The organism is Devosia elaeis (genome assembly GCF_001650025.1).
In the GTDB taxonomy this organism is placed as follows: domain Bacteria; phylum Pseudomonadota; class Alphaproteobacteria; order Rhizobiales; family Devosiaceae; genus Devosia; species Devosia elaeis.
The window spans coordinates 1-18,781 of the sequence record NZ_LVVY01000100.1; the positions used below are offsets into that span (position 1 = coordinate 1).

21 protein-coding genes, 1 tRNA gene and 1 pseudogene are annotated in these 18,781 nt (G+C 63.7%); 5 read left to right on the forward strand and 18 right to left on the reverse strand.

The genetic code is table 11. From position 1 onward, the window contains the following. Positions 1–38: 38 nt before the first annotated feature. The 8 genes from A3840_RS19470 to A3840_RS13655 form a co-directional block, all read right to left on the reverse strand. On the reverse strand, positions 39–533 hold the full coding sequence (locus A3840_RS19470; protein ID WP_131798329.1) for a hypothetical protein: 495 nt from the start codon (positions 531–533) through the stop codon (positions 39–41). Between the two features lie 35 nt (positions 534–568). Next, positions 569–1,243 carry a hypothetical protein gene (locus A3840_RS13625; protein ID WP_131798330.1) on the reverse strand — a complete coding sequence of 225 codons (675 nt, stop codon included), beginning with the start codon at positions 1,241–1,243 and terminating at the stop codon, positions 569–571. 124 nt (positions 1,244–1,367) lie between these two features. Next, a complete protein-coding gene (locus A3840_RS13630; protein ID WP_067457778.1) occupies positions 1,368–2,126 on the reverse strand; it encodes a metallophosphoesterase in 759 nt (252 codons plus the stop codon). Then, positions 2,123–2,332, reverse strand: coding sequence for a DUF7695 domain-containing protein (locus A3840_RS13635; protein WP_067457783.1), 210 nt, complete (start codon positions 2,330–2,332; stop codon positions 2,123–2,125). The genes A3840_RS13630 and A3840_RS13635 overlap by 4 nt, the downstream gene beginning before the upstream one ends. Then, positions 2,329–2,574: a hypothetical protein gene (locus A3840_RS13640; protein ID WP_067457785.1), complete on the reverse strand. Its 246-nt coding sequence runs from the start codon at positions 2,572–2,574 to the stop codon at positions 2,329–2,331. The genes A3840_RS13635 and A3840_RS13640 overlap by 4 nt, the downstream gene beginning before the upstream one ends. A 1-nt stretch (position 2,575) precedes the next feature. Then, entirely contained in the window at positions 2,576–4,177 is a 1,602-nt protein-coding gene (locus A3840_RS13645; protein ID WP_082903897.1) for an AAA family ATPase, read from the reverse strand. A 264-nt stretch (positions 4,178–4,441) separates the two neighbouring features. Beyond that, positions 4,442–4,517, reverse strand: a tRNA-Lys gene (locus tag A3840_RS13650). A 128-nt stretch (positions 4,518–4,645) separates the two neighbouring features. Then, positions 4,646–4,843 carry a hypothetical protein gene (locus A3840_RS13655; RefSeq protein WP_067457796.1) on the reverse strand — a complete coding sequence of 66 codons (198 nt, stop codon included), beginning with the start codon at positions 4,841–4,843 and terminating at the stop codon, positions 4,646–4,648. A gap of 331 nt (positions 4,844–5,174) precedes the next feature. Between A3840_RS13655 and A3840_RS13660 the strand changes: the two genes are divergently transcribed. Then, positions 5,175–6,287 carry a pyridoxal phosphate-dependent aminotransferase gene (locus A3840_RS13660; RefSeq protein WP_425388853.1) on the forward strand — a complete coding sequence of 371 codons (1,113 nt, stop codon included), beginning with the start codon at positions 5,175–5,177 and terminating at the stop codon, positions 6,285–6,287. Here the strand turns inward: A3840_RS13660 and A3840_RS13665 are convergent. From A3840_RS13665 to A3840_RS13705, 9 genes and pseudogenes are all read right to left on the reverse strand, one after another. Then, entirely contained in the window at positions 6,272–7,216 is a 945-nt protein-coding gene (locus A3840_RS13665) for an endonuclease/exonuclease/phosphatase family protein (RefSeq protein ID WP_131798331.1), read from the reverse strand. The two genes, A3840_RS13660 and A3840_RS13665, sit on opposite strands and share 16 nt — an antisense overlap. Before the next feature lie 29 nt (positions 7,217–7,245). Next, positions 7,246–7,467 carry a GNAT family N-acetyltransferase gene (locus tag A3840_RS13670; RefSeq protein WP_067457803.1) on the reverse strand — a complete coding sequence of 74 codons (222 nt, stop codon included), beginning with the start codon at positions 7,465–7,467 and terminating at the stop codon, positions 7,246–7,248. Between the two features lie 493 nt (positions 7,468–7,960). Next, positions 7,961–9,520, reverse strand: coding sequence for a 2-isopropylmalate synthase (locus A3840_RS13680; protein WP_067457812.1), 1,560 nt, complete (start codon positions 9,518–9,520; stop codon positions 7,961–7,963). 116 nt (positions 9,521–9,636) lie between these two features. Continuing rightward, complete coding sequence (locus tag A3840_RS20165; RefSeq protein ID WP_281180581.1) at positions 9,637–9,759, reverse strand: hypothetical protein; 123 nt, start codon at positions 9,757–9,759, stop codon at positions 9,637–9,639. Between the two features lie 144 nt (positions 9,760–9,903). Next, on the reverse strand, positions 9,904–10,320 hold the full coding sequence (locus A3840_RS20200; RefSeq protein ID WP_342669899.1) for a PhzF family phenazine biosynthesis protein: 417 nt from the start codon (positions 10,318–10,320) through the stop codon (positions 9,904–9,906). Between the two features lie 37 nt (positions 10,321–10,357). Continuing rightward, positions 10,358–10,591: pseudogene (locus A3840_RS20205) on the reverse strand (PhzF family phenazine biosynthesis protein); the annotation flags it as partial. Further along, complete coding sequence (locus tag A3840_RS13695; protein WP_067457829.1) at positions 10,588–11,085, reverse strand: heme-degrading domain-containing protein; 498 nt, start codon at positions 11,083–11,085, stop codon at positions 10,588–10,590. The pseudogene A3840_RS20205 and the gene A3840_RS13695, both read right to left, overlap by 4 nt. Positions 11,086–11,511: 426 nt before the next feature. Further along, positions 11,512–12,531: a ketol-acid reductoisomerase gene (gene ilvC / locus A3840_RS13700; RefSeq protein ID WP_067457831.1), complete on the reverse strand. Its 1,020-nt coding sequence runs from the start codon at positions 12,529–12,531 to the stop codon at positions 11,512–11,514. A 29-nt stretch (positions 12,532–12,560) separates the two neighbouring features. Then, entirely contained in the window at positions 12,561–13,208 is a 648-nt protein-coding gene (locus A3840_RS13705) for a TetR/AcrR family transcriptional regulator (RefSeq protein ID WP_067457833.1), read from the reverse strand. 152 nt (positions 13,209–13,360) lie between these two features. On the opposite strand from A3840_RS13705, the gene A3840_RS13710 reads away from it, so the two are divergent. The 4 genes from A3840_RS13710 (at position 13,361) to A3840_RS13725 (ending at position 16,814) form a co-directional block, all read left to right on the forward strand. Further along, entirely contained in the window at positions 13,361–14,449 is a 1,089-nt protein-coding gene (locus A3840_RS13710; RefSeq protein WP_067457836.1) for a phosphatase PAP2 family protein, read from the forward strand. A gap of 114 nt (positions 14,450–14,563) precedes the next feature. Further along, entirely contained in the window at positions 14,564–14,764 is a 201-nt protein-coding gene (locus tag A3840_RS13715) for a hypothetical protein (RefSeq protein WP_067457838.1), read from the forward strand. A gap of 427 nt (positions 14,765–15,191) precedes the next feature. Further along, a complete protein-coding gene (locus tag A3840_RS13720; RefSeq protein ID WP_067457840.1) occupies positions 15,192–16,310 on the forward strand; it encodes an NADH:flavin oxidoreductase/NADH oxidase in 1,119 nt (372 codons plus the stop codon). 66 nt (positions 16,311–16,376) lie between these two features. Then, on the forward strand, positions 16,377–16,814 hold the full coding sequence (locus A3840_RS13725) for a hypothetical protein (RefSeq protein ID WP_082903899.1): 438 nt from the start codon (positions 16,377–16,379) through the stop codon (positions 16,812–16,814). A 36-nt stretch (positions 16,815–16,850) separates the two neighbouring features. On the opposite strand, the gene A3840_RS13730 is transcribed toward A3840_RS13725, so the two are convergent. After that, entirely contained in the window at positions 16,851–18,773 is a 1,923-nt protein-coding gene (locus A3840_RS13730) for a potassium transporter Kup (RefSeq protein WP_067457842.1), read from the reverse strand. Between the last annotated feature and the right edge of the window lie 8 nt (positions 18,774–18,781).

Consider the following 18,781-nt stretch of genomic DNA (forward strand, 5'->3'; position numbering starts at 1 on the left):
ATTGTCGCCAGCGTCTCATCCAGATTGCCGCGCTATAGTTATGCATACGTTCCGGCAGTCGAACCACCTCCCACAGATGCCTGGTCATGATCTTGTTGACCTCGACGTCGGCCTTCTGTCTCATCACCGCACCGTCCTCGAGTTTGGCGAATGTGAACCACATCGTTCGTAACATGTCTCGAACCTCGGCTTCCGGTGGCGTGCAGTAGATGTGCGACATAGACGACCAGCCTCCCGCAGGGCACGTGATTGTACCAGATTTGATAATGGCGCCCGTAATCCGGTCCATCGAACCCGAACTGGACTTTCGGCATTTCCTCGAACGAAAACGGCCCGCCGTGCATCATGATGTTGATGTGCTTCGCGAAAGGCCCGAAGTCGTCCCAGACGATCCGGTGCTCTGGACGGAGCAAGGCAGTGCCGTCCGCTTCCACCGACGCCGGCGGGTTGTGCTTTGGCTCTCGTCGGTCGCCCTTGCCGATGCCGTCAATGATGCTCTTGTATTCACGCTGCAGCTTGTTGCCGCCGAACATGCCTTCCCCCTACCCCTCAGAAAGACTTGCTATTATCACACGTCCTTCGCTCGATTTGCTGTGATGTCGGCACGGAACGAGAGCATCTGCAATTCGTGCGCCGTCTTCAAACGTTCTGCGAGCCTGACCAGGTCGTGCACCCATTCCCCAAGCTCCAAGCGTGTCACTACACCCGCATGGATTCGCTCCATATCGTGGGCGTAGGTCGTCGAGTACTCTATCGAAAGCAGTGTGTGCTGTTCTTCTGTCTGGAATGATGCTTGGCCATAGATGTCGCCTTGGAAATTGTTGCGTGTCCATTTCAAGACGTATGGCCTGCCCTCGATCGATAGCAGCAACCCAGTGTGCTCTGTGCCCTCGTCGGATCGTTTGTCCGCAGCTCTGATGACAACATCAACAGCCGGCGTCTTGTACTTCTCATCGATATGGATCCAAGAGGCGTGGTGCTTGAGTGCCTCAATGGCGTACGCTAGTGCATGCCGGACCCCCAACCTGTCTGCCGTCTCTTGCGCTCGCTGCAGGCGATCCTCATCGGCCGAGATGGACTGGTGCACGGGGTCGATCTGCTCGGCGGCTTCTCGCCTCAGTCCCTCTTTCAGCAACCGGACGCTCTCCTCCAGTAAATCCATCGCCGTGGGTTCCTCGGTCGGATCGGGCTCAGGCTGAGCGGCCAAAGGCTTCGCTATTTCTTGACGTTTCCAGAAGCTCATGGATTGCCCCCATTCGGCGACAATCTGGCCTGCCCACGACCTGCTGACAACCTGCCAGCAGATCGCCAGCAGGTCATTTCGAGCCAGCATCCTGAATTAGCTATCAAATTCAAAGCGCTACCACTCATACTTCGACGACAAAATCCTCGATAAAGTTGCTGTTCTCGCCCCAATCCGGCCCCTGATACCCGCGCGGGTTCGCAAGAACGCGTGTGTTTCCAACGCGGTAGTCGAGATGCTGGTGGACGTGCCCATGCACCCATAGGCTCGGCTGGTATTGATGGATCATCCCTTCGAGATCGGACGCGAACGCGGCGTCGGCCACGTCTACACCGCCGGCGATGGATCTGCGGCTGGGGGCGTGGTGGGTGACGATAACGGTCGGGCCGTCGTGCGGCTGCGACAGCACGGCCTCGATCGCGCTGCGGTGGCGAAGGTAGGCGTCGCGGGTGTCTGTCGGCCAGATCAGCTCGCCGTCCGGCCGGCGCACCTGCTGGTACTCGGGCATGTGGCGGGCTGCCCACGCTTCGCTGGCATAGACGTCGTCTGCCAGACCGAAGTCCGTCCACAACGTCGCGCCGACGAAGCGGACGCCGTCGATGACAACGGACTGGCCCGACGACAGCACGTGGATGCCGCGATCGAGAAGATCTTCATTTCCGCGATCCCAGGCATCGAGCGCGACGTCGTGGACGTCGTGATTGCCGGGCACGAAAACGATCGGCGCCGGCGACCATCGAGCCAGCATCAGCAGCGATTGCTCGGTCTCGGCAGCCGCTTTGTCGACGTCGCCAGCGATGATCATCGCATCATGCCCTGGGATGCGATTGGGGACCCAGAACAGACTGTCGGCGTGGAGATCGGAGACGATCCACAGCCTCATTTGCCATCCTCCCGCGGTTTTGTGATCGACGTGTCCTCCCAGCGCGCATCGGCTTTGTAGACGCGCCGCAGGTACTGATCGCCGCCGTCGACGGCGACGTTCCCGCAGCGGCAATACTTGAAATCGTGCCGGTGCACGCTCACGATCTCGTCGCGGCAATCGAGGCATCTGACGCTGTTGCGGATGATGATGTCGTCATAATTCATTCCTGTTCTCCTAAGACGTCCTCGGCACCGGCGACGCCGACCTGAGCCAGCGCTTCGAGCAGCAGCGGCAGCCATGGCTTGCCGGCGCCGGCAGTCAGCAGGGCGCGGACAGTGATCGGTGTCGGATGGTCCAGCGCCGCCTTGGCCAGATCGGCCACGATGAGGTCGCGCTGCGCGATCATGCCGACCGCGACGCGATATGCGCCGATAGCGAGTCGGCGATCGGACCCACGAATGACCATGTCAGCACCTCCCCATGATCAGCTCGCGCCCGTCGACGAGCGTCGTGATGATCCGCGTGAGCTGTCTCAGCGACCCCCCGGGCCACGCCTGCCGAACGAGGTCCATTTCGTCCTCGGCGAGATCCGCGAACCAGCGCCGATCTACGCCCCTCTCTCGGGCGATGCGATCAACGATCTGGCGCGACAGCACGCCTAAATGCGCCCACGTCGGCTCGGGCATGACCAAAATCCGCATGCGGTCGCGCAGCGGCGCCGGGATGCCGTCCAGGCTGTTGGCGGTGGCAAAATGGGAAACGAAGCTCAGATTGACTTCGGCCTCCAACGCGAGGTCGCGGAAGCGCTTGGCTTGATCGGCTTCGAGCAGAGGTAGCATCGCGTCCAAAGGGCTGCCATTTTGACTGCCTGTCGACGCCTTCTCGACTTCGTCCCAGACCACGGCCACGCTGGCGCTCTTTGCGCGCTTGATGACCTGCAGGGGTACGCATTCCCGTGCAGTGCTCCATTGAGCCGACGTGCCAACGAGTGAGCTATCAGCCATGCCGGCCAAGTTGTACAAGTCGTTCGGCAGCCCGATCTGGTCGCAGATCGCGCGCGCCAGCGAGCTCTTGCCGGAACCCGGAGGCCCAACGAATAGCGTCGGGCGAAACTTGACCTCCTCGCGGAGGGCAAGGTCGCCAAGTACAACGTCGATGACATCAGCGGCGTGCGGCCAACGGTCGACCAATGCCTCCCGATGAGCGGCCACGTCACCGCGCAAGACCACGGGCAGCGCCTGCCCGTCCATGCCGGCCCAGCCCTTCTGCAGATCCTTTCGGTGGCTGGTCCCGCCTTCGGGGAAGGCAGGCACGACAACGATTTCGCGGACATTCGGGGACCAAAATTCTACTCGGTCTTCGAGCACAGCACGGATGAAGTCTTCATCGGCAGGATCGACGCCGCGGACGGCAGCGAGCACCTCCAGCCGACTTTGGTCGACTGGCTCGGCGACCTTTGCCTTTGCTGCTGTCTCAGCTTCGACTGCGGCGAGACGTAGGTCTTCCAGCGCGGCAGCTCGCTTCGATAGCCAATCCCGTCCCCAGGCGTGATAATCCCTCATCGACGGGCGGCTGTAGCTGTGCAGCAGCCCAAGGGCCACGCAGTGCCGCTGCGCTTGCGTAAATGCGCTGTCGCGGTAGTGCTCATCACCAGCGATTAGGGAGAGCTCGCGCCGTGCCTGTTCGTCCCGCAAACATGAGCGGTAGACGAGCATGCGTGTGACCGCATCATCGTCCTGGACGGATCGCGCTGCCAATTCGACTGGCTTGATCGTTTGCAAACTGACGCTGGCGCGGAGAGCCCGCAGAGCTCGGCCAAAATTCACGGCGCACCCGGCAGCGCGAACCATGGACTGGTAGGCCCGCAGGTCGGCGGCGTTGGAGAGCATGTGCTCACACCAGCTGCGCGCGTCGATGCGAATGTCATCTGACATGAATGGCGCACCGACGAGCAGATCGTCGGTATCGGGCCGGCTGCCGGTGTTGAATGCGTGATGCGACTTTTGCCGAGCAGCGAAATGCTCGCGTGCGCCATCCGATGGCGCGGACTTGGAATCCTTTGATGTCATTGGTGGGATGGGTGTGGGCCGGTTCCCGACCCCCGCCCTATGGCACTCCACCGGGCGGTGGGCTGGGCCTAGGGATACGCGGTCGCAGCGAAGGCGACCTGCAGCAATAGCTAGCCTGGAATGCGGGCGCTGTCCGGGAGTTTTTTCGATGGCATTTTAAGGATCAGGGAAGCGGTTGCCGTCCCAATCCCGTCCCAGCGCCAGAAACAACAAAGGCGACCCGGAGGTCGCCTGTTGCAAGTCCTTGTCAAACAAGGGAGACTTTGGTGGGTGCACAAGGGCTCGAACCTTGGACCCGCTGATTAAGAGTCAGCTGCTCTACCATCTGAGCTATGCACCCGTCGGCGTTACCGCCCGGCACCAAAGTGGCGCCTCTCTAGCAAAGCGATTCCGACCTGTCCAGCGCTGGGCGCAACTTTGTTGGGATAAACTGCAATGCGCCCGGTCATCGAGACCGGGCGCCATTGGTCACGGGCGCAGATGCCGGTAATCGTTGATTTCCACGACATTGCTGGCCGGTGCAGATTGCTCTGGGCGAAAATCGTCCATGAGCCCGATTGTGCGTTCGATGATATGGCGCAACTGCCGAGAACGCTGGTCCGCCCCCTGGAGAATGGTGGCGGCGCGCTCGAGATGGTCACGCGCAAGCACATAGGTGGGAGGCACTTGGAACTCCTTCGGTACACGATAGCGCCGGGGCTTGGCGCGAGTTCAGCGTGGACCTGCTTAGTGTTCGAGACCTTGCCGGCTTGCCTGCAATTTTATCCAAATCTGCGGTGCCGACCCATCGCGGAAAAATTTCCCTGTGCGACGGGCATTTGCGTTTGGCGAAGTTTTTTTCTGCCTGTGCACAAAAGCGGGGACGCCCCCGTCCGCACCCGCGAAAGCCCCTCGAATCGGGCGGAAATGTGTCGAATCGCGCTTCCGCGCCGGTCTGGCGAGCGCCGGCTTTGCGGATAGAATAGGGATGCGGATTCGCCCAGGAAGGTCAGCTGTCGTGCCCCAACCGCCTTTTTCGCCCCTCGTCGCGCGCCTGCCCGAGACCGTGCCCTTTGTCGGGCCGGAAGCCCTGGCGCGCCGCTCCGGCATTCCGCTGCGGGCCCGGATCGGCGCCAATGAATCCGGCTTCGGTCCCAGCCCGAAGGTGGTTGCCGCCGTCGCGGCGGCCGCGCCGCAGAGCTGGGCCTATCCCGATCCGGAAAATCACGACCTGCGCGCCGCCCTCGCTGCGCATCTGGGCATCGGCATGGACGAAGTCGTCGCGGGCGAAGGCATAGATGGGCTGCTGGGCCTGGCCGTGCGGCTCTTCATTGCCCCCGGTGACGCCGTGATCACCTCGCTGGGCGCCTATCCCACCTTCAATTATCACGTGGCCGGCTTCGGCGGCGTCCTGCATGGAGTGCCCTATGCCGGCGCCCATGAAGACCTGTCCGCCCTGGCGGACCGGGCGCGCGAAACCGGGGCGCGCATGGTCTATCTCGCCAATCCGGACAATCCCATGGGCTCCCATTGGCCGGCCGAAGCCGTCGAGGCCTTCATCACCGCCCTGCCCGAGACCTGCCTGCTGATCCTCGACGAGGCCTATGGCGAAACGGCCCCGGCCGGCACATTGCCACCCATCGACACCGCCCGGCCCAACCTGCTGCGCTTCCGCACCTTTTCCAAGGCCTATGGGCTGGCGGGCCTGCGTATCGGCTATGCCTTCGGCAATTCCCGCCTCGTCGGCGGTTTCGAGCGCATCCGCAACCATTTCGGCCTCAACCGCCTGGGCCAGGTCGCGGCCCTGGCCGCCCTCGCCGATCACGACCATCTCGGCTGGGCCGTCGGCGCGATCGCCCGGGCGCGCGGGCGGATCGCGGACATTGCCCGTGAAAACGGCCTTGCGCCCCTGCCTTCGGCGACCAATTTCGTCACCATCGATTGCGGCGGCGACGGCGATTATGCCAGCCTCGTCCTGGCAGAGCTGGCCCAGCGCGGCGTCTTCATCCGCAAGCCGATGGCGCCCGGCCTCGACCGGCATATCCGCATCAGCGCCGCGCCGGATTCCGAGCTCGATATTCTCGCCGAAACGCTGCCCCAGGCCCTGCGCGCCGCCTATGGCGCCGGGTAGATCGCCACATCGGCCCAGAGCGGACGATGGTTGGAGCCGTAGCTCTCGCCCGCCTCCAGCGTCAAAAGCCGCACATTGCCGCGCGTGAACGCATTGTCGATGGGCACGCCCAGCGGCCCCAGCCGCACCGGCCAGGTGGCCGGCGCCCAGGGCCCCGGCGCCAATTGCTGCCGCTCGGCGAGCAGCGCGACCGGCTCGGTCCAGGGCGCCGCGTTGAAATCGCCCGCCAGCAGCAGCGGCCCCTCGATATCGGACAGGATCTCATTGATGTGGTGCAGTTCGATCCAGGAGGCCTGGTCGAAATAGGGCTTGGACAGATGCACCCCGGCAATGGTCAGCGCCTGCCCCTCGATCATCATCTGCCCGATCACCATGCGCTCATGCTCGAAGGGCGGCAATTGCCGCACCGACGCATTTTCGATGGGAAAGCGCGAATGCAGGGACGTGTCGCAGGTCTCGGTCCGCGCGCAGCCGACACTATAAGGAAAGACGTCCGCCAGCCGCTCCAGATAAGGCTCGATGCCCGGCGTCTCCATCACCAGCATAACATCGGGCGGATCGGCCAGCACGGCATCGACCAGCGCCTCCGCCTGCCTGTTGCCGGTCAGCACGTTGAAGCTCAGGAAACGGAATTGCGCCGCCGGCGGCGCGGCCATGGGCGTGCGCCGCGCGTAAAAATCCCAGACGAACAAGGCTCCATGCGCCAGGCTTGCCAGCACCACGAGCAGAACCAGCAGGCCGCGCCAGCGCGCCCCGAACACCATGGCCAGCAGCGCCAGGCCCAGCCCCACGGCGATGAGATGGAAGCGCAGGCTCTGCAGCAGCAATTCGCCCGGCAGGCCCGGCGACACCGAGACCACCAGCAATACCACGATAAGGATCGCCGAAACGGCCAATATCCCGCCGCGAAACTCCGCCTTGCTCAGCATGCCCGCCCCCCAGACCCTGGTGCAGGACGCTAGAGCAGCTTCCGCATCTGGATGCAAGCGCCGGCAATGTTCACAAGTTCGGCAGGGTCCCAGTCGAACCGTTCCCAGCCGGTCCGCTCGTAGAAGCCGACCGCCTCTGGCGCGGCATTGACCAGCAGCGTATCGACCCCGAAGCCGCGTGCCCGCTCCGCCACCATCTGCTCGAGCACCCGGCCATGTCCCCGGCCCTGCTCCGCCGCCTTGATCGCCACCAGCCGGCGCGCCCCTGCCCGAACAGGTCCAGCCGCGTCGTGCCCAAGGCCCGCCCATCCTGTTTCAGCAGATAGGGATGGGCGAAATCGGCATAATCGTCCGGATGCCGGTCGTTATAGATGCCGAACCGTCCCTTGGCCTCGAACAATTCGACGCGGCGGATGGCATGGAAATCCGCCCAGTCTCGAGCTTCGGTAACTTCTACAAGCTGATATGTCATGACGCCTCCTCTGAGCGCCTTACGCCGCCTTCGCCCCACCCCCCTTGAAGGCAGTGTTTACGTCGGGCGCTTCGGCTCGCACAGCAGGCTCGGCTCCTTCCCTCCCTCCCCCTTGAGGGGAGGGCCGGGGTGGGGGTTCTGTAGGTACAGCATGCTCACATGCTTGTGGGGATTGCTGATAGGTCCGAACCCCCACCCTCATTCCCTCCCCTCAAGGGGGAGGGAGGCGATCGAGCAGAGTGCTATGCAAGACGAAATGGCCGAAACACTCCCTACCCGGCCAGCGCGCCCTGGGCCGCCGCGCCGCGTTCGATCATCACGCGGTTGAGCGCATTGAGATAGGCGCGGGCCGAGGCCACCAGCGTATCGGGTTCCGCCGCATTGCCCGAGGCGATGCGACCATTCATTTCCAGCCGCACATGAGCCGAGGCCTGGGCGTCCGTGCCCCCGGTCACCCCGTCCACGGCATAGAGCACCAGGTGCGGGTCCTGTTCGGAAGCGGCCTTGATGGCGTTGAAAATAGCGTCCACCGATCCGGTGCCCTCATAGGACACGGCCTTTTCCGCGCCATCGATGGTCACCACCAGGTTGCACTTGTGCACGCCGCCGGTCTTGGAAACCACTTCCATGTCCACCAGCCTTATGCGGTCGCCCACCGAGCCGACCTCGTCGTCCACCAACGCCACGATATCGGCGTCATAGACGTGCTTCTTGCGGTCGGCCAGGTCCTTGAAGCGCACGAAGGCTTCCTGGAAGGCATTGTCGCCCAGCTCGTAGCCCAGCTCCTTGAGCTTGTCCTTGAAGGCGGCGCGGCCCGAATGCTTGCCCATGACCAGGGTGGTTTCCTTGATGCCGACACTGGCCGGGGTCATGATTTCATAGGTCTCGGCATTCTTGAGCATGCCGTCCTGGTGGATGCCGCTCTCATGGGCGAAGGCATTCTTGCCCACGATGGCCTTGTTGTACTGCACCGGGAAGTTCGAGGCCGCCGAGACGATCTTGCTGGCCCGGGCCAGATGCGTCGATTCCACCTCGGTATAGAACGGCATGGCGTCGCCGCGCGTGCGCAGCGCCATCACCACTTCTTCCAGCGCCGCATTGCCGGCGCGCTCACCCAACCCGTTGATCGTGCATTCGATCTGCCTGGCCCCCGCGGCCACGCCGGCCAGCGAGTTGGCGACGGCCAGGCCCAGATCGTCATGGCAATGCACCGAGAAGATCGCCTTGTCGGCGTCCGGCACGCCCTCGATAATGCTCTTGAACATGCGGAAATGCTCTTCGGGCACCGCATAGCCCACCGTATCGGGCAGGTTGATCGTGGTCGCGCCCGCCTTGATGGCGGTTTCCACGCATCGCTTGAGGAAGTCGATCGGCGTGCGGGTCGCGTCCATGCCCGACCATTCCACGTCGTCGATGAGATTGCGCGCCTGCGTCACCGTGCGGGCGATGATCTCGATCACCTCGTCCTCGGTCTTCTTCATCTGGTGCGCCAGATGGATGGGCGAAGTGGAAACGAAGGTATGGATACGGCCCTTTTTCGCGTGGCGCACGGCCTCGCCGGCCCGGTCGATATCGGCGGAGATGGCGCGGGCCAGCCCGGCCACGGTGGCATTCTTCACCTGCTTGGCCACGGCGACCACGGCCTCGAAATCGCCCACCGAGGCGATCGGAAAGCCCGCCTCGATGATATCGACGCCCATTTCGTCCAGCGCATCGGCCACCTGGAGCTTTTCCTCCAGCGTCATCGTCGCGCCGGGCGATTGCTCGCCATCGCGCAAAGTGGTGTCGAAGATGAAGACGCGTTCTTTATTGGAATTGGCGGAAGTCGACATATCAGGCTCTTTTCCTATCGGCCCCGAGGCAATGGCTCGCTGGACCGGACATTTTTACTGTTCGGTTGATGGCGCAATCCCCTGACGACCCGCTCGATTGTTCGAGCTGCCGGTGATCAGGGGCTGATAAGAAGGAGAAGAAGCGCGGGGAGCAGCAGCAATCCGGCCGCAATCGCCAGCCGGGTCATCAGGACCTGCTGTTGTGCGATGGCAATGGCTTTGGCCCGGCGGCGCTGCATACGGGTACGCTCTGGTACGCTTGTGTCTGTCCCCAAACAATGCGCCAGACCGGCAAGGGATGCAAGACCAAACAGCGCAAATGCGTTCGGTTCGCCCCCTTTGCCTCTATCACAAAGCCTGAGGTCTGCCCTCGGGCGCGAACCCTAATCCTCCAGGTCCAGCACGCCCTCGGCCACCACGACGGCCTCGCCGCCGATGGCGCCATGGGTCAGCGCGTCCCCTTCCTTGCGGAATTGCAGGTGGATGCGGCAGGGCCGACCCATTTCCACCCCCTGGCGCAAGACGCGGTCGAACTGGCCGATCGGGCCTTCCTGCTCGGCCAGCAGGCCGATCAGCGCCGCGGCGGCCGAGCCCGTGCCGGGATCCTCGCTCAGCCCCATGCCGAACATGCGCGCGGCAATGTCATTGTCCGCCTCATTGGGCGTCATGGTGAAGACATAGGCCGAGTGATGATCGTGGTGGAACACCTCGTTCCAGGCGGCGCGGTTGAGCGAAATGCGCCGCAAAACCTCACCATTGCGCACCGGGATGAGGTGGAAGGTGACCCCGGCCGAAAACACGGCGGGCTTGAAGGCCCCGCAGCCAATATCCTCGACTCGTGGGATGCCCGGCAAAGGGCAATTCCTCATAGGGCGTGAAAATCCGTACCGAAGCCGAATTGCGCTCGGTCTGCGGCTTGCACAGAAACACCGTCTCGCTGAGATTGAATTCCCGCGCAATGGCCTGCATTTCGCCGTCCAGCAGGCCGTCTGCCTTGGGCACCACGGCCAGCCCATTGCCTTGCAGCGGCGTGCCGGTAAAGACGTCGAGGATCAGATAGGGCAGTTTCAATTGGCCACCTCCGCCAGCGCATAATCGGCCCGCGCCTTGCCCAGGTGATCGCAGAGCGCATCCACCGCCACGCCGTGGTCGCTGCGCCCCGGCAGGCCGGAAATGGTCAGCGCCCCCACGATGCCCGCGCCCGTCACCCGGATGGGAAAGCCGCCGCCGGCAATGACGTAATCGGCCGGATCGGCGCCCGATTGCACGCTGAACGGCGCCTCGCCCCGCTCTAGCACCAGCCGATAGCTCGCCCGCTGGAAGCGACGCACCGAATTGACCTTGCGCCGCACCCATTCGGCATTGTCGGCGCTGGTGCCCGGCGTCGCGGCGAAGAACAATTGCCGGTCCCAGCTCCGGATATCCACCACCAGCGACAACCCCTCCGCCAGCGCCCGGCCGCGAATGGCCGACCCGATCTCGAACGCCACCGCCTCGTCGAAGACCGGCAGCACCAGCTCGGCCTCCTGCCGCTTCACGCGGGCGATATCGTCTTCAGCATTCATGGCGCGGCTCCGAAAAATCCATCGATACAAGAGGATTAGTCCAGCGCAGCCCCGCCGGGTAGAGGCAGCGCCCCCGAAACCGCAACTTTATCCCCGCCCTGCGCCACAATGGGAAAATCCGCGAAGAAACCGGAACGCGGAACCATTCCCAGCCATACAGACCCCACCCTCCATCTCCTCTGGCGCGCGGCCGCATTGCGCCATTTGGCTGGATCGCAGCCCTTCTGCTACCCTCTCCCTAAGAGGAGGCTTGAGGAAGGGGGCCAGCAGAGGGCAACGAACCATCCCCACCCACCGCTCGTCACCCTCGGGTTCGACCCGAGGGCGTTTGCGATACAGCCAAAAACGAAGAACCCTCGGGTCAGGCCCGAGGGTGACGATCCGGACTGGGTTAGAACGGGGGCCGAAGCCCCCGTTCCGTATGCCTTAGTTCTTCGCCTTGTCGACCAGGGCGCCGGCCTTGATCCAGGGCATCATGTCGCGCAGCTTGGCGCCCACTTCCTCGATGGGATGCTCGTCGGCCAGGCGACGGGTCGCCTTGAAGCGCGAAGCGCCGCCCTTGTATTCCTGCATCCAGTCCGAGGTGAACTTGCCCGACTGGATGTCGTGCAGCACGCGCTTCATCTCGGCCTTGGTCTCCGAGGTGATGATGCGCGGGCCGGTGACATATTCACCCCATTCGGCCGTGTTCGAGATCGAGTAGTTCATGTTGGCGATGCCGCCCTGGTAGATCAGGTCGACGATCAGCTTCACTTCGTGCAGGCATTCGAAATAGGCCATTTCCGGCGCATAGCCGGCTTCCACCAGCGTTTCGAAACCGGCGCGGATCAGCTCGACCAGGCCACCGCAGAGCACGGCCTGCTCGCCGAACAGGTCGGTTTCGCATTCCTCGCGGAAATTGGTCTCGATGACGCCCGAACGGCCGCCGCCAACGCCCGAAGCATAGGCCAGGGCGATGTCATGGGCATTGCCCGAGGCGTCCTGGTGCACGGCGATCAGGCACGGCACGCCGCCACCCTTCTGGTATTCGCCGCGCACGGTGTGGCCCGGGCCCTTCGGCGCGATCATGATCACGTCGACGGTCGACTTGGGCTCGATCAGGTTGAAATGCACGTTGAGGCCATGGGCGAAAGCCAGGGCGGCGCCGTCGCGGATATTGGGCTCGATATGCTCGCGATAGATATCGGCCTGCAATTCGTCCGGGGTCAGCAGCATGATGACATCGGCCCAGGCGGAGGCCTCGGCCACGCTCATCACCTTGAGGCCTTCGCCTTCCGCCTTCTTGGCGGAGGCGGAACCGGGACGCAGGCCCACGGCGACATTGGTGACGCCCGAATCGCGCAGGTTCAGCACATGGGCATGGCCCTGGCTGCCATAGCCGATAATGGCGACCTTCTTGGATTTGATGATATTGAGATCGGCATCACGATCGTAATAGACGCGCATTGGGATTCTCCCTCGAAACTGCGATTTGGTTAATTGTTGGCCTTGGCCCCATAGAGGGCCAGGAACTGGTCCGTGGCGATCTTCACATCGGCTTCGATGTTGGATTCGACATTGGATTGGGTGAGGCCCTTGTCGCCGAGCAGCAGGCGGATCTGCACATCGCGCACGACGAGGCCGAAAAAGGTGCGATAGGCTTCCTCGCTCGAGGTGAAGCGCAACAGCCGCGCATCGCGGGCCGCCTCAAGGATCGGCTTGAGCCGGCGGCGAATGGCCATGGGGCCGTTTTCCAGCACGATATTGCCCAAATCGTCCTTTTCCTGCGCCGCATGGGTAATGGCCGTGCGGTTGAGGGTAATGGACACTTCCCCGATAATGGTGGTCAAAAGGTCCCGGGCGAATTGCTCCAGGCTCCCGCGCAGCGCCTTGATGCTGAGATGGCTGCGATCGACATAGGGCATGCGCACCTTGGCCGCCTGCCATTGCACCGTGGCGGTCAACAAGCCGTCCCGGTCGCCGAACCACTTGTAGAGCGTTTCCTTCGAGCACGACGCCCGCCGCGCCACCGCCGTCATCGTCAGCCCGTCGCCATTCTCCACCAGCAGGTCAAGAGCAGCCGTCAGCACGGCCTGCTGGCGCGGGGTGAACGTCTCTTCATTGACCTTGATGGCCAGGGCCACGGATTGCCTCCTTGCGGGAAAGGGCGGCCTTCCCGGCCGCTTTCCGCACAGCCGTACCGTACGGTACGGTTCGATGCAAGCCCTTTCTGAGGCCGCCCGCAACGCATTTTTAAGCCGGATTGGCTAGCAAAGACCTGTCTGGGGGGACGAACATGTCGCATCTGCGCAATTATGCCGGCGCCTTTGTTCAGGCGATGCGCGCCGATATCCCGATCTATATTGTCGTGGGCCTGTATCTGGCGACCTGTTTCTGGCTGCTCGGGCGCAACGATATCCGCCCCTTCGCCCTGCTCGATCATTACTTCTTCGCCTGGGCCATCAATTTCGGCGTCATCGGCACCTATGTGGTCAATGCGCTGGGCCTGTTCCACGTCGTCCACCGCCTGCCGCGCCGCCGGCGCCTGGGCTTCCGCCGCATGATCGCGCCCCGCCGGGTCGCGCGCTACCTGGCCGGGCTCGTGCTCCTGCTGCTCACCCTGGTGCTGTTCAGCGACATGTTCGCGGCCATCAAGTCCAGCTTCCCGCTCGGCCGCGGCTTTCTCCACGACGTGGTTCAGGCCGATATCGACAAGGCCCTGCATTTCGGCACCGATCCCTATCGCCTGCTCTATGGAATAGCCATGCATCCCTGGGTGCTGCGGGTCGTCGAGGTCAATTACAATGTCGGCTGGTTCCTGATCTGCTATTTCACGCTGTTCTGGGTGGTCACCTCGCCCCGCGCCGAGGGGATAAGGCTCCGCTTCACCCTCACCTGGTTCTCCTCCTGGGTAATCGTCGGCAATCTCGTCGCCGGCGCCTTCCTGTCCGCCGGCCCCGTCTATTACGGCAAGGTCACCGGAGACACTCTCCGTTTCGCCGACCAGCTCGCCTTCCTCGCCACCAGCGCCGGCGAAGTCGGCTCGGCCCACACCTTCCAGGCCTATCTCTGGTCCCTGCATGAATTGGGCCTGTCGGGCCTGGGCTCCGGCATCTCGGCCTTCCCCTCCATGCACGTGGCCCTGGTGACGCTCATCGCCCTCTTCGCCGCCGAACGCTCCCGCCGCCTCGGCATCATCCTCTGGCTCTATGTCGGCTTCGTCGTGCTCAGCTCGGTCTATCTCGGCTGGCATTATGCCATAGACGGCTATGCCTCCATCCTCCTGGTCACCGCCATCTACTGGGCCCTGCGCAAGGGCCTGCCCTGGCTCGCCACCCTCTCCTGGCGCCGGCCCAGCCCCGCCCTTGTCACCGAAAACACCTAGGGCATAGCGGCAAATCCGCCCCGCGCGCGGCGGCGAAAGCCCCCAATTCCGCCACACTCCTGCGCCCAAACCCGCTATACCCACCCCGAACACCCGCGACGGAGCGCCAGGCCGATGCCCACCGATTCCACCACCCTGATCGGCCTTGCCATCGGCGCCGTCATCCTCGCCTGGCTGGTCTTCTCCGTGCTCCGGAAACTTTTCGGCCTCGCCTTCATCGCCGCCCTCGTCCTCGCCATCACCGTGCTCTGGTTCAATCCCGGCCTCGCCAGCCAGCTCTGGTCACAGGTCCAGATGCTGCTCGGCACGCGCTAGAGCAGTCCACTTTGAGCTGACATCACGGCTCCATCGCCTCCCTCCCCCTTGAGGGGAGGGAATGAGGGTGGGGGTCCATCAGTGGATCACCGCACCACCCCCACCCCGGCCCTCCCCTCAAGGGGGAGGGGGCAAAGAACCGGGGCCTGTCGCGCAAGCCGCACCACCCTCACCCCCAGATCGTCACCCTCGGGTCAAGCCCGAGGGCGTTTGCGATACATCCAGAAACAAAGAACCCTCGGGTCAGGCCCGAGGGTGACGATCGGGATTGGGCTGGATGCCAGGGCCGATCCGGAGCCCATCGCCACGGCCCATCTTCCCATCTTCCGACCTCTGCAAGGCAGCTTCCATTCATCGGCACTTGCCGATGAATGACAAAGAGGGCATGTAGGAGGTCAAGTCATCCGCCCTCCGGCCAAGGAAATCCATGTCCAAGCTCATGTCCCCCATCGCCCTGCGCGGCCTCACTCTGCGCAATCGCACCGTGGTCGCCCCCATGTGCCAATATTCGGCCATCGACGGCTTTGCCAATGATTGGCACATGGTTCATCTCGGCCGGTTCGGCATGGGCGGCTTTGGCCTGGTGATCCTGGAGGCCACCGGCATCCTGCCGGAGGCGCGCATTTCCTATGGCGATCTGGGCCTGTGGAAGGACGAGCATATCTCGCCCCTCGCCCGCATCGTCGATTTCCTGCATGGCCAGGGCGCCGCCGCCGGCATCCAGCTCGCCCATGCCGGGCGCAAGGCGTCCACGCCCGTCTCCTGGCATGGCCCCCAGGACCTCGCCACCGAGGAGCAGCGCCGCGCCGTGGGCTATGAGCATTGGCAGCCGGTCGCGCCCAGCGCCGAGTCGCATGATCCCGACAATCCCGATTACCAGGTGCCCGCCGCGCTCGACCGCGACGGCATTCGCCGCGTGATCGACGGCTTCGTCGCCGCCGCCCGGCGGGCGCAGACTGCCGGCTTCGACGTGGTGGAAATTCACGCCGCCCACGGCTATCTCCTCAATCAATTCCTCTCCCCCCTCGCCAATCATCGCACCGACGAATATGGCGGCAGCCGCGAGAACCGCATGCGGCTGGTGCTGGAAGTGGCCGAGGCCGTCCGCGCCGTCTGGCCGGAAGACAAGCCGCTGCTGGCCCGCCTGTCGGTCAGCGACAATGCCGAAGGCGGCTGGACAATCGAGGACAGCGTGGCGCTGGCGCGCGAATTGAAGGCGCGCGGCGTCGATGCCATCGATTGCTCCAGCGGCGGCCTCGCCCAGGGCCGCATCAAGTCCGCGCGCGCCTATCAGGTTCCCTTCGCCGAGGCGGTCAAGGCCGGCGCCGGCATCCCCACCATGGCCGTGGGCGTGCTCGGCGATATCCAGGTCGCCGAAACCATTCTCGAGAACGGCCAGGCCGATTTCATCGCCCTTGCCCGCGGCGCGCTCGACGATCCCAATTGGCCGCTCCACGCCAATCGGGAACTGGGCGGCGACTACACCCTCTGGCCCGTACAGACCCGGCGCGTCGCCGAATATGACCGGGTCATGGCCCAGGGCTGACCACTGACCACCCCAATTTCGCCCAAGTGCCGGCGTCACCTCGCAGCCATTGCAAGGAGACCCGCCATGGACAAGAAGGCTGCAATTCTCGCCCTGATGACCGCCTGGGGAGTGGGCACTTGTGCCCTCCCCGCCATGGCGCAGGATGCCGGCGCGCCCGCCACCGAAGCAGCCGGCGCCGAAGCGGATGGCGACAATCCGCTCCTCAACCGCGTCTGGGTGCGCTCCGGCGACGATTCGGGCCTGCCGGGCGCCATGCAGATTTTCCTCGCCGACGGCACCCTGGTGTCCGATTCCTGCTGGGAGACCTATCGGCTCTCCAAGTGGCAGCAGGTGTCGGAGACAGAAATTTCGTGGGAGGAGGACGGCATGACCATCAATGCCGATATCACCGCTCTCACCGCCGATGAGCTGGTTCTCAATCTGAAACTGGTGGACGGCGTCGAGGAACAGCGCTTCGCACCCGCCGAAACGCCCTATCTCTGTCCCGATATGCCGAAGTGAGGCGGTCGGCGTTAACAATCTGCTGCCGAATTCGCCTCAGATGATAACCTGAGTGCCGATCTCCACCACCCGCCCCGTGGGGATATGGAAATATTCGGTGGCGTCGCTGGCATTGCGGGCCAGGCGGATGAAAAGCCTGTCCTGCCAGAACCTTAACAGGCCCGTCTTCTGCCCGAGCTTCAGCGAGCGCCGCGACAGGAAGAAGGAGGTCGACATGATGTCGAACTTCCACCCCAGCTTGCGCGCCAATGCCAAGGCCTTGGGAATATTGGGACTTTCCATGAACCCGAAGGTCACCACCACCCGGAAGAACAGCTCGTTATAGGCATCGATCGTCACCTTCTCATCGTCCGGCACCCGCGGCGATGTCGAAGTCCGCACCGTCAGGATGACGTTCTGCTCGTGTAACACCTTGTAATGTTTGAGAGAATGCAGCAGCGCGGTCGGGGCACCCTCCACATCCGAAGTCAGGAAAATCGCCGTTCCCGGCACGGTATTCGGCTTCTTCTTGGCCAGGTTATTGACCAGGAATTCCAGCGGCACCTCATCCCGTCGCGTCTTCTCCGACAGCCGCCGCCGCCCCGCCATCCAGCTCCACATCACGGTCGCCACCACCAGCGCAACCACCGCGGGAACCCAGCCGCCCTGGAACAGCTTGGCCGCATTGGCGGCGAAGAATGCGCCATCGATGACCAGGAAAACCAGTCCGAAGGCCAGAACCGCCGCCGGATGCCACTTCCAGTTCCGCCACATCACCACCACCAGCAACGCCAGCGTGACGATCATCACCCCGGACACCGCGATCCCGTAAGCGTTTGAAAGCGAAGCGGAACTCCCGAACGCGGCAACCAGGACCAGCACGCCAAGCATCAGCATCGTGTTGATCTGCGGCATATAAATCTGCCCGCTCTGCGTCGCCGAAGTGTGTTGCACCACCATGCGCGGCAGCATGTTCAGGGCGATGGCCTGCTGGGTCAGGCTATAGGTGCCGGTAATGACCGCCTGGCTGGCGATGATCGTCGCCATGGTCGCCAGGATCACGAAAGGCAGAAGCGCCCATTCCGGCTGCATCTGGAAAAAAGGGCTGGCCACATTCTCGATGCCGACCGACAGCACGAAGGCGCCCTGCCCGAAATAATTGAGCAGCAGGCAGGGAAAAACCAGCGCGAACCACGCCAGCACGATCGGCTTGCGCCCGAAATGGCCCAGGTCCACGTAAAGCGCCTCGGCGCCGGTAACCGCCAGGAAAATGGCCCCCATGACCACAAAGGCGATGCCGAAATGGGTGAACAGAAAACCCAATCCCAGAAAGGGGTTAAGGGCGGCAAGCACCGCCGGATAGGCGATGATGTGAACGAGGCCCGAAAAGCCCAGGACCAGGAACCACAGGGCCGTGATGGGCCCGAAGACGATGGAAACCTTGGCCGTGCCGAAGCGCTGCACGGCAAAGACGCCGATGATGATCAGCATGGTGATCGGCACCACCCAGCGGGTCATGCCCGGCGCCACCAGTTCCACGCCTTCCACCGCCGAAAGCACTGAAATTGCCGGGGTCAGCAGCGCATCGCCATAGAACATGGCCGCGCCCACCACGCCCAGCACGGTGATCCAGATCGGCGGATTGGTGAAGGTCTTGCGCGCCAGCGCCATCAGGCTCAGCGTGCCGCCCTCCCCGTTATTGTCGGCCCGGGTGACGAAGAACACATATTTCACCGCCACGGTCAGCGTCAGCGCCCAGACGATGAGCGAGAGCAGCCCGAGAATCTCGATATCGCTCGACGCCGCGCCGGGCCGCACATGCGTCGCCTGCCGGAAGGCATAGATCGGGCTGGTGCCGATATCCCCATAGACGACACCGATCGCGCCCAGGGTCAGGAGGGGCAAACTGCTTTTGTCGTGGCTGGCCTGGGAGGTCGCTACGTCGCCGGCCTGCTGGTCGGCTTTATCCGTATGCGTCATGAGCTTTG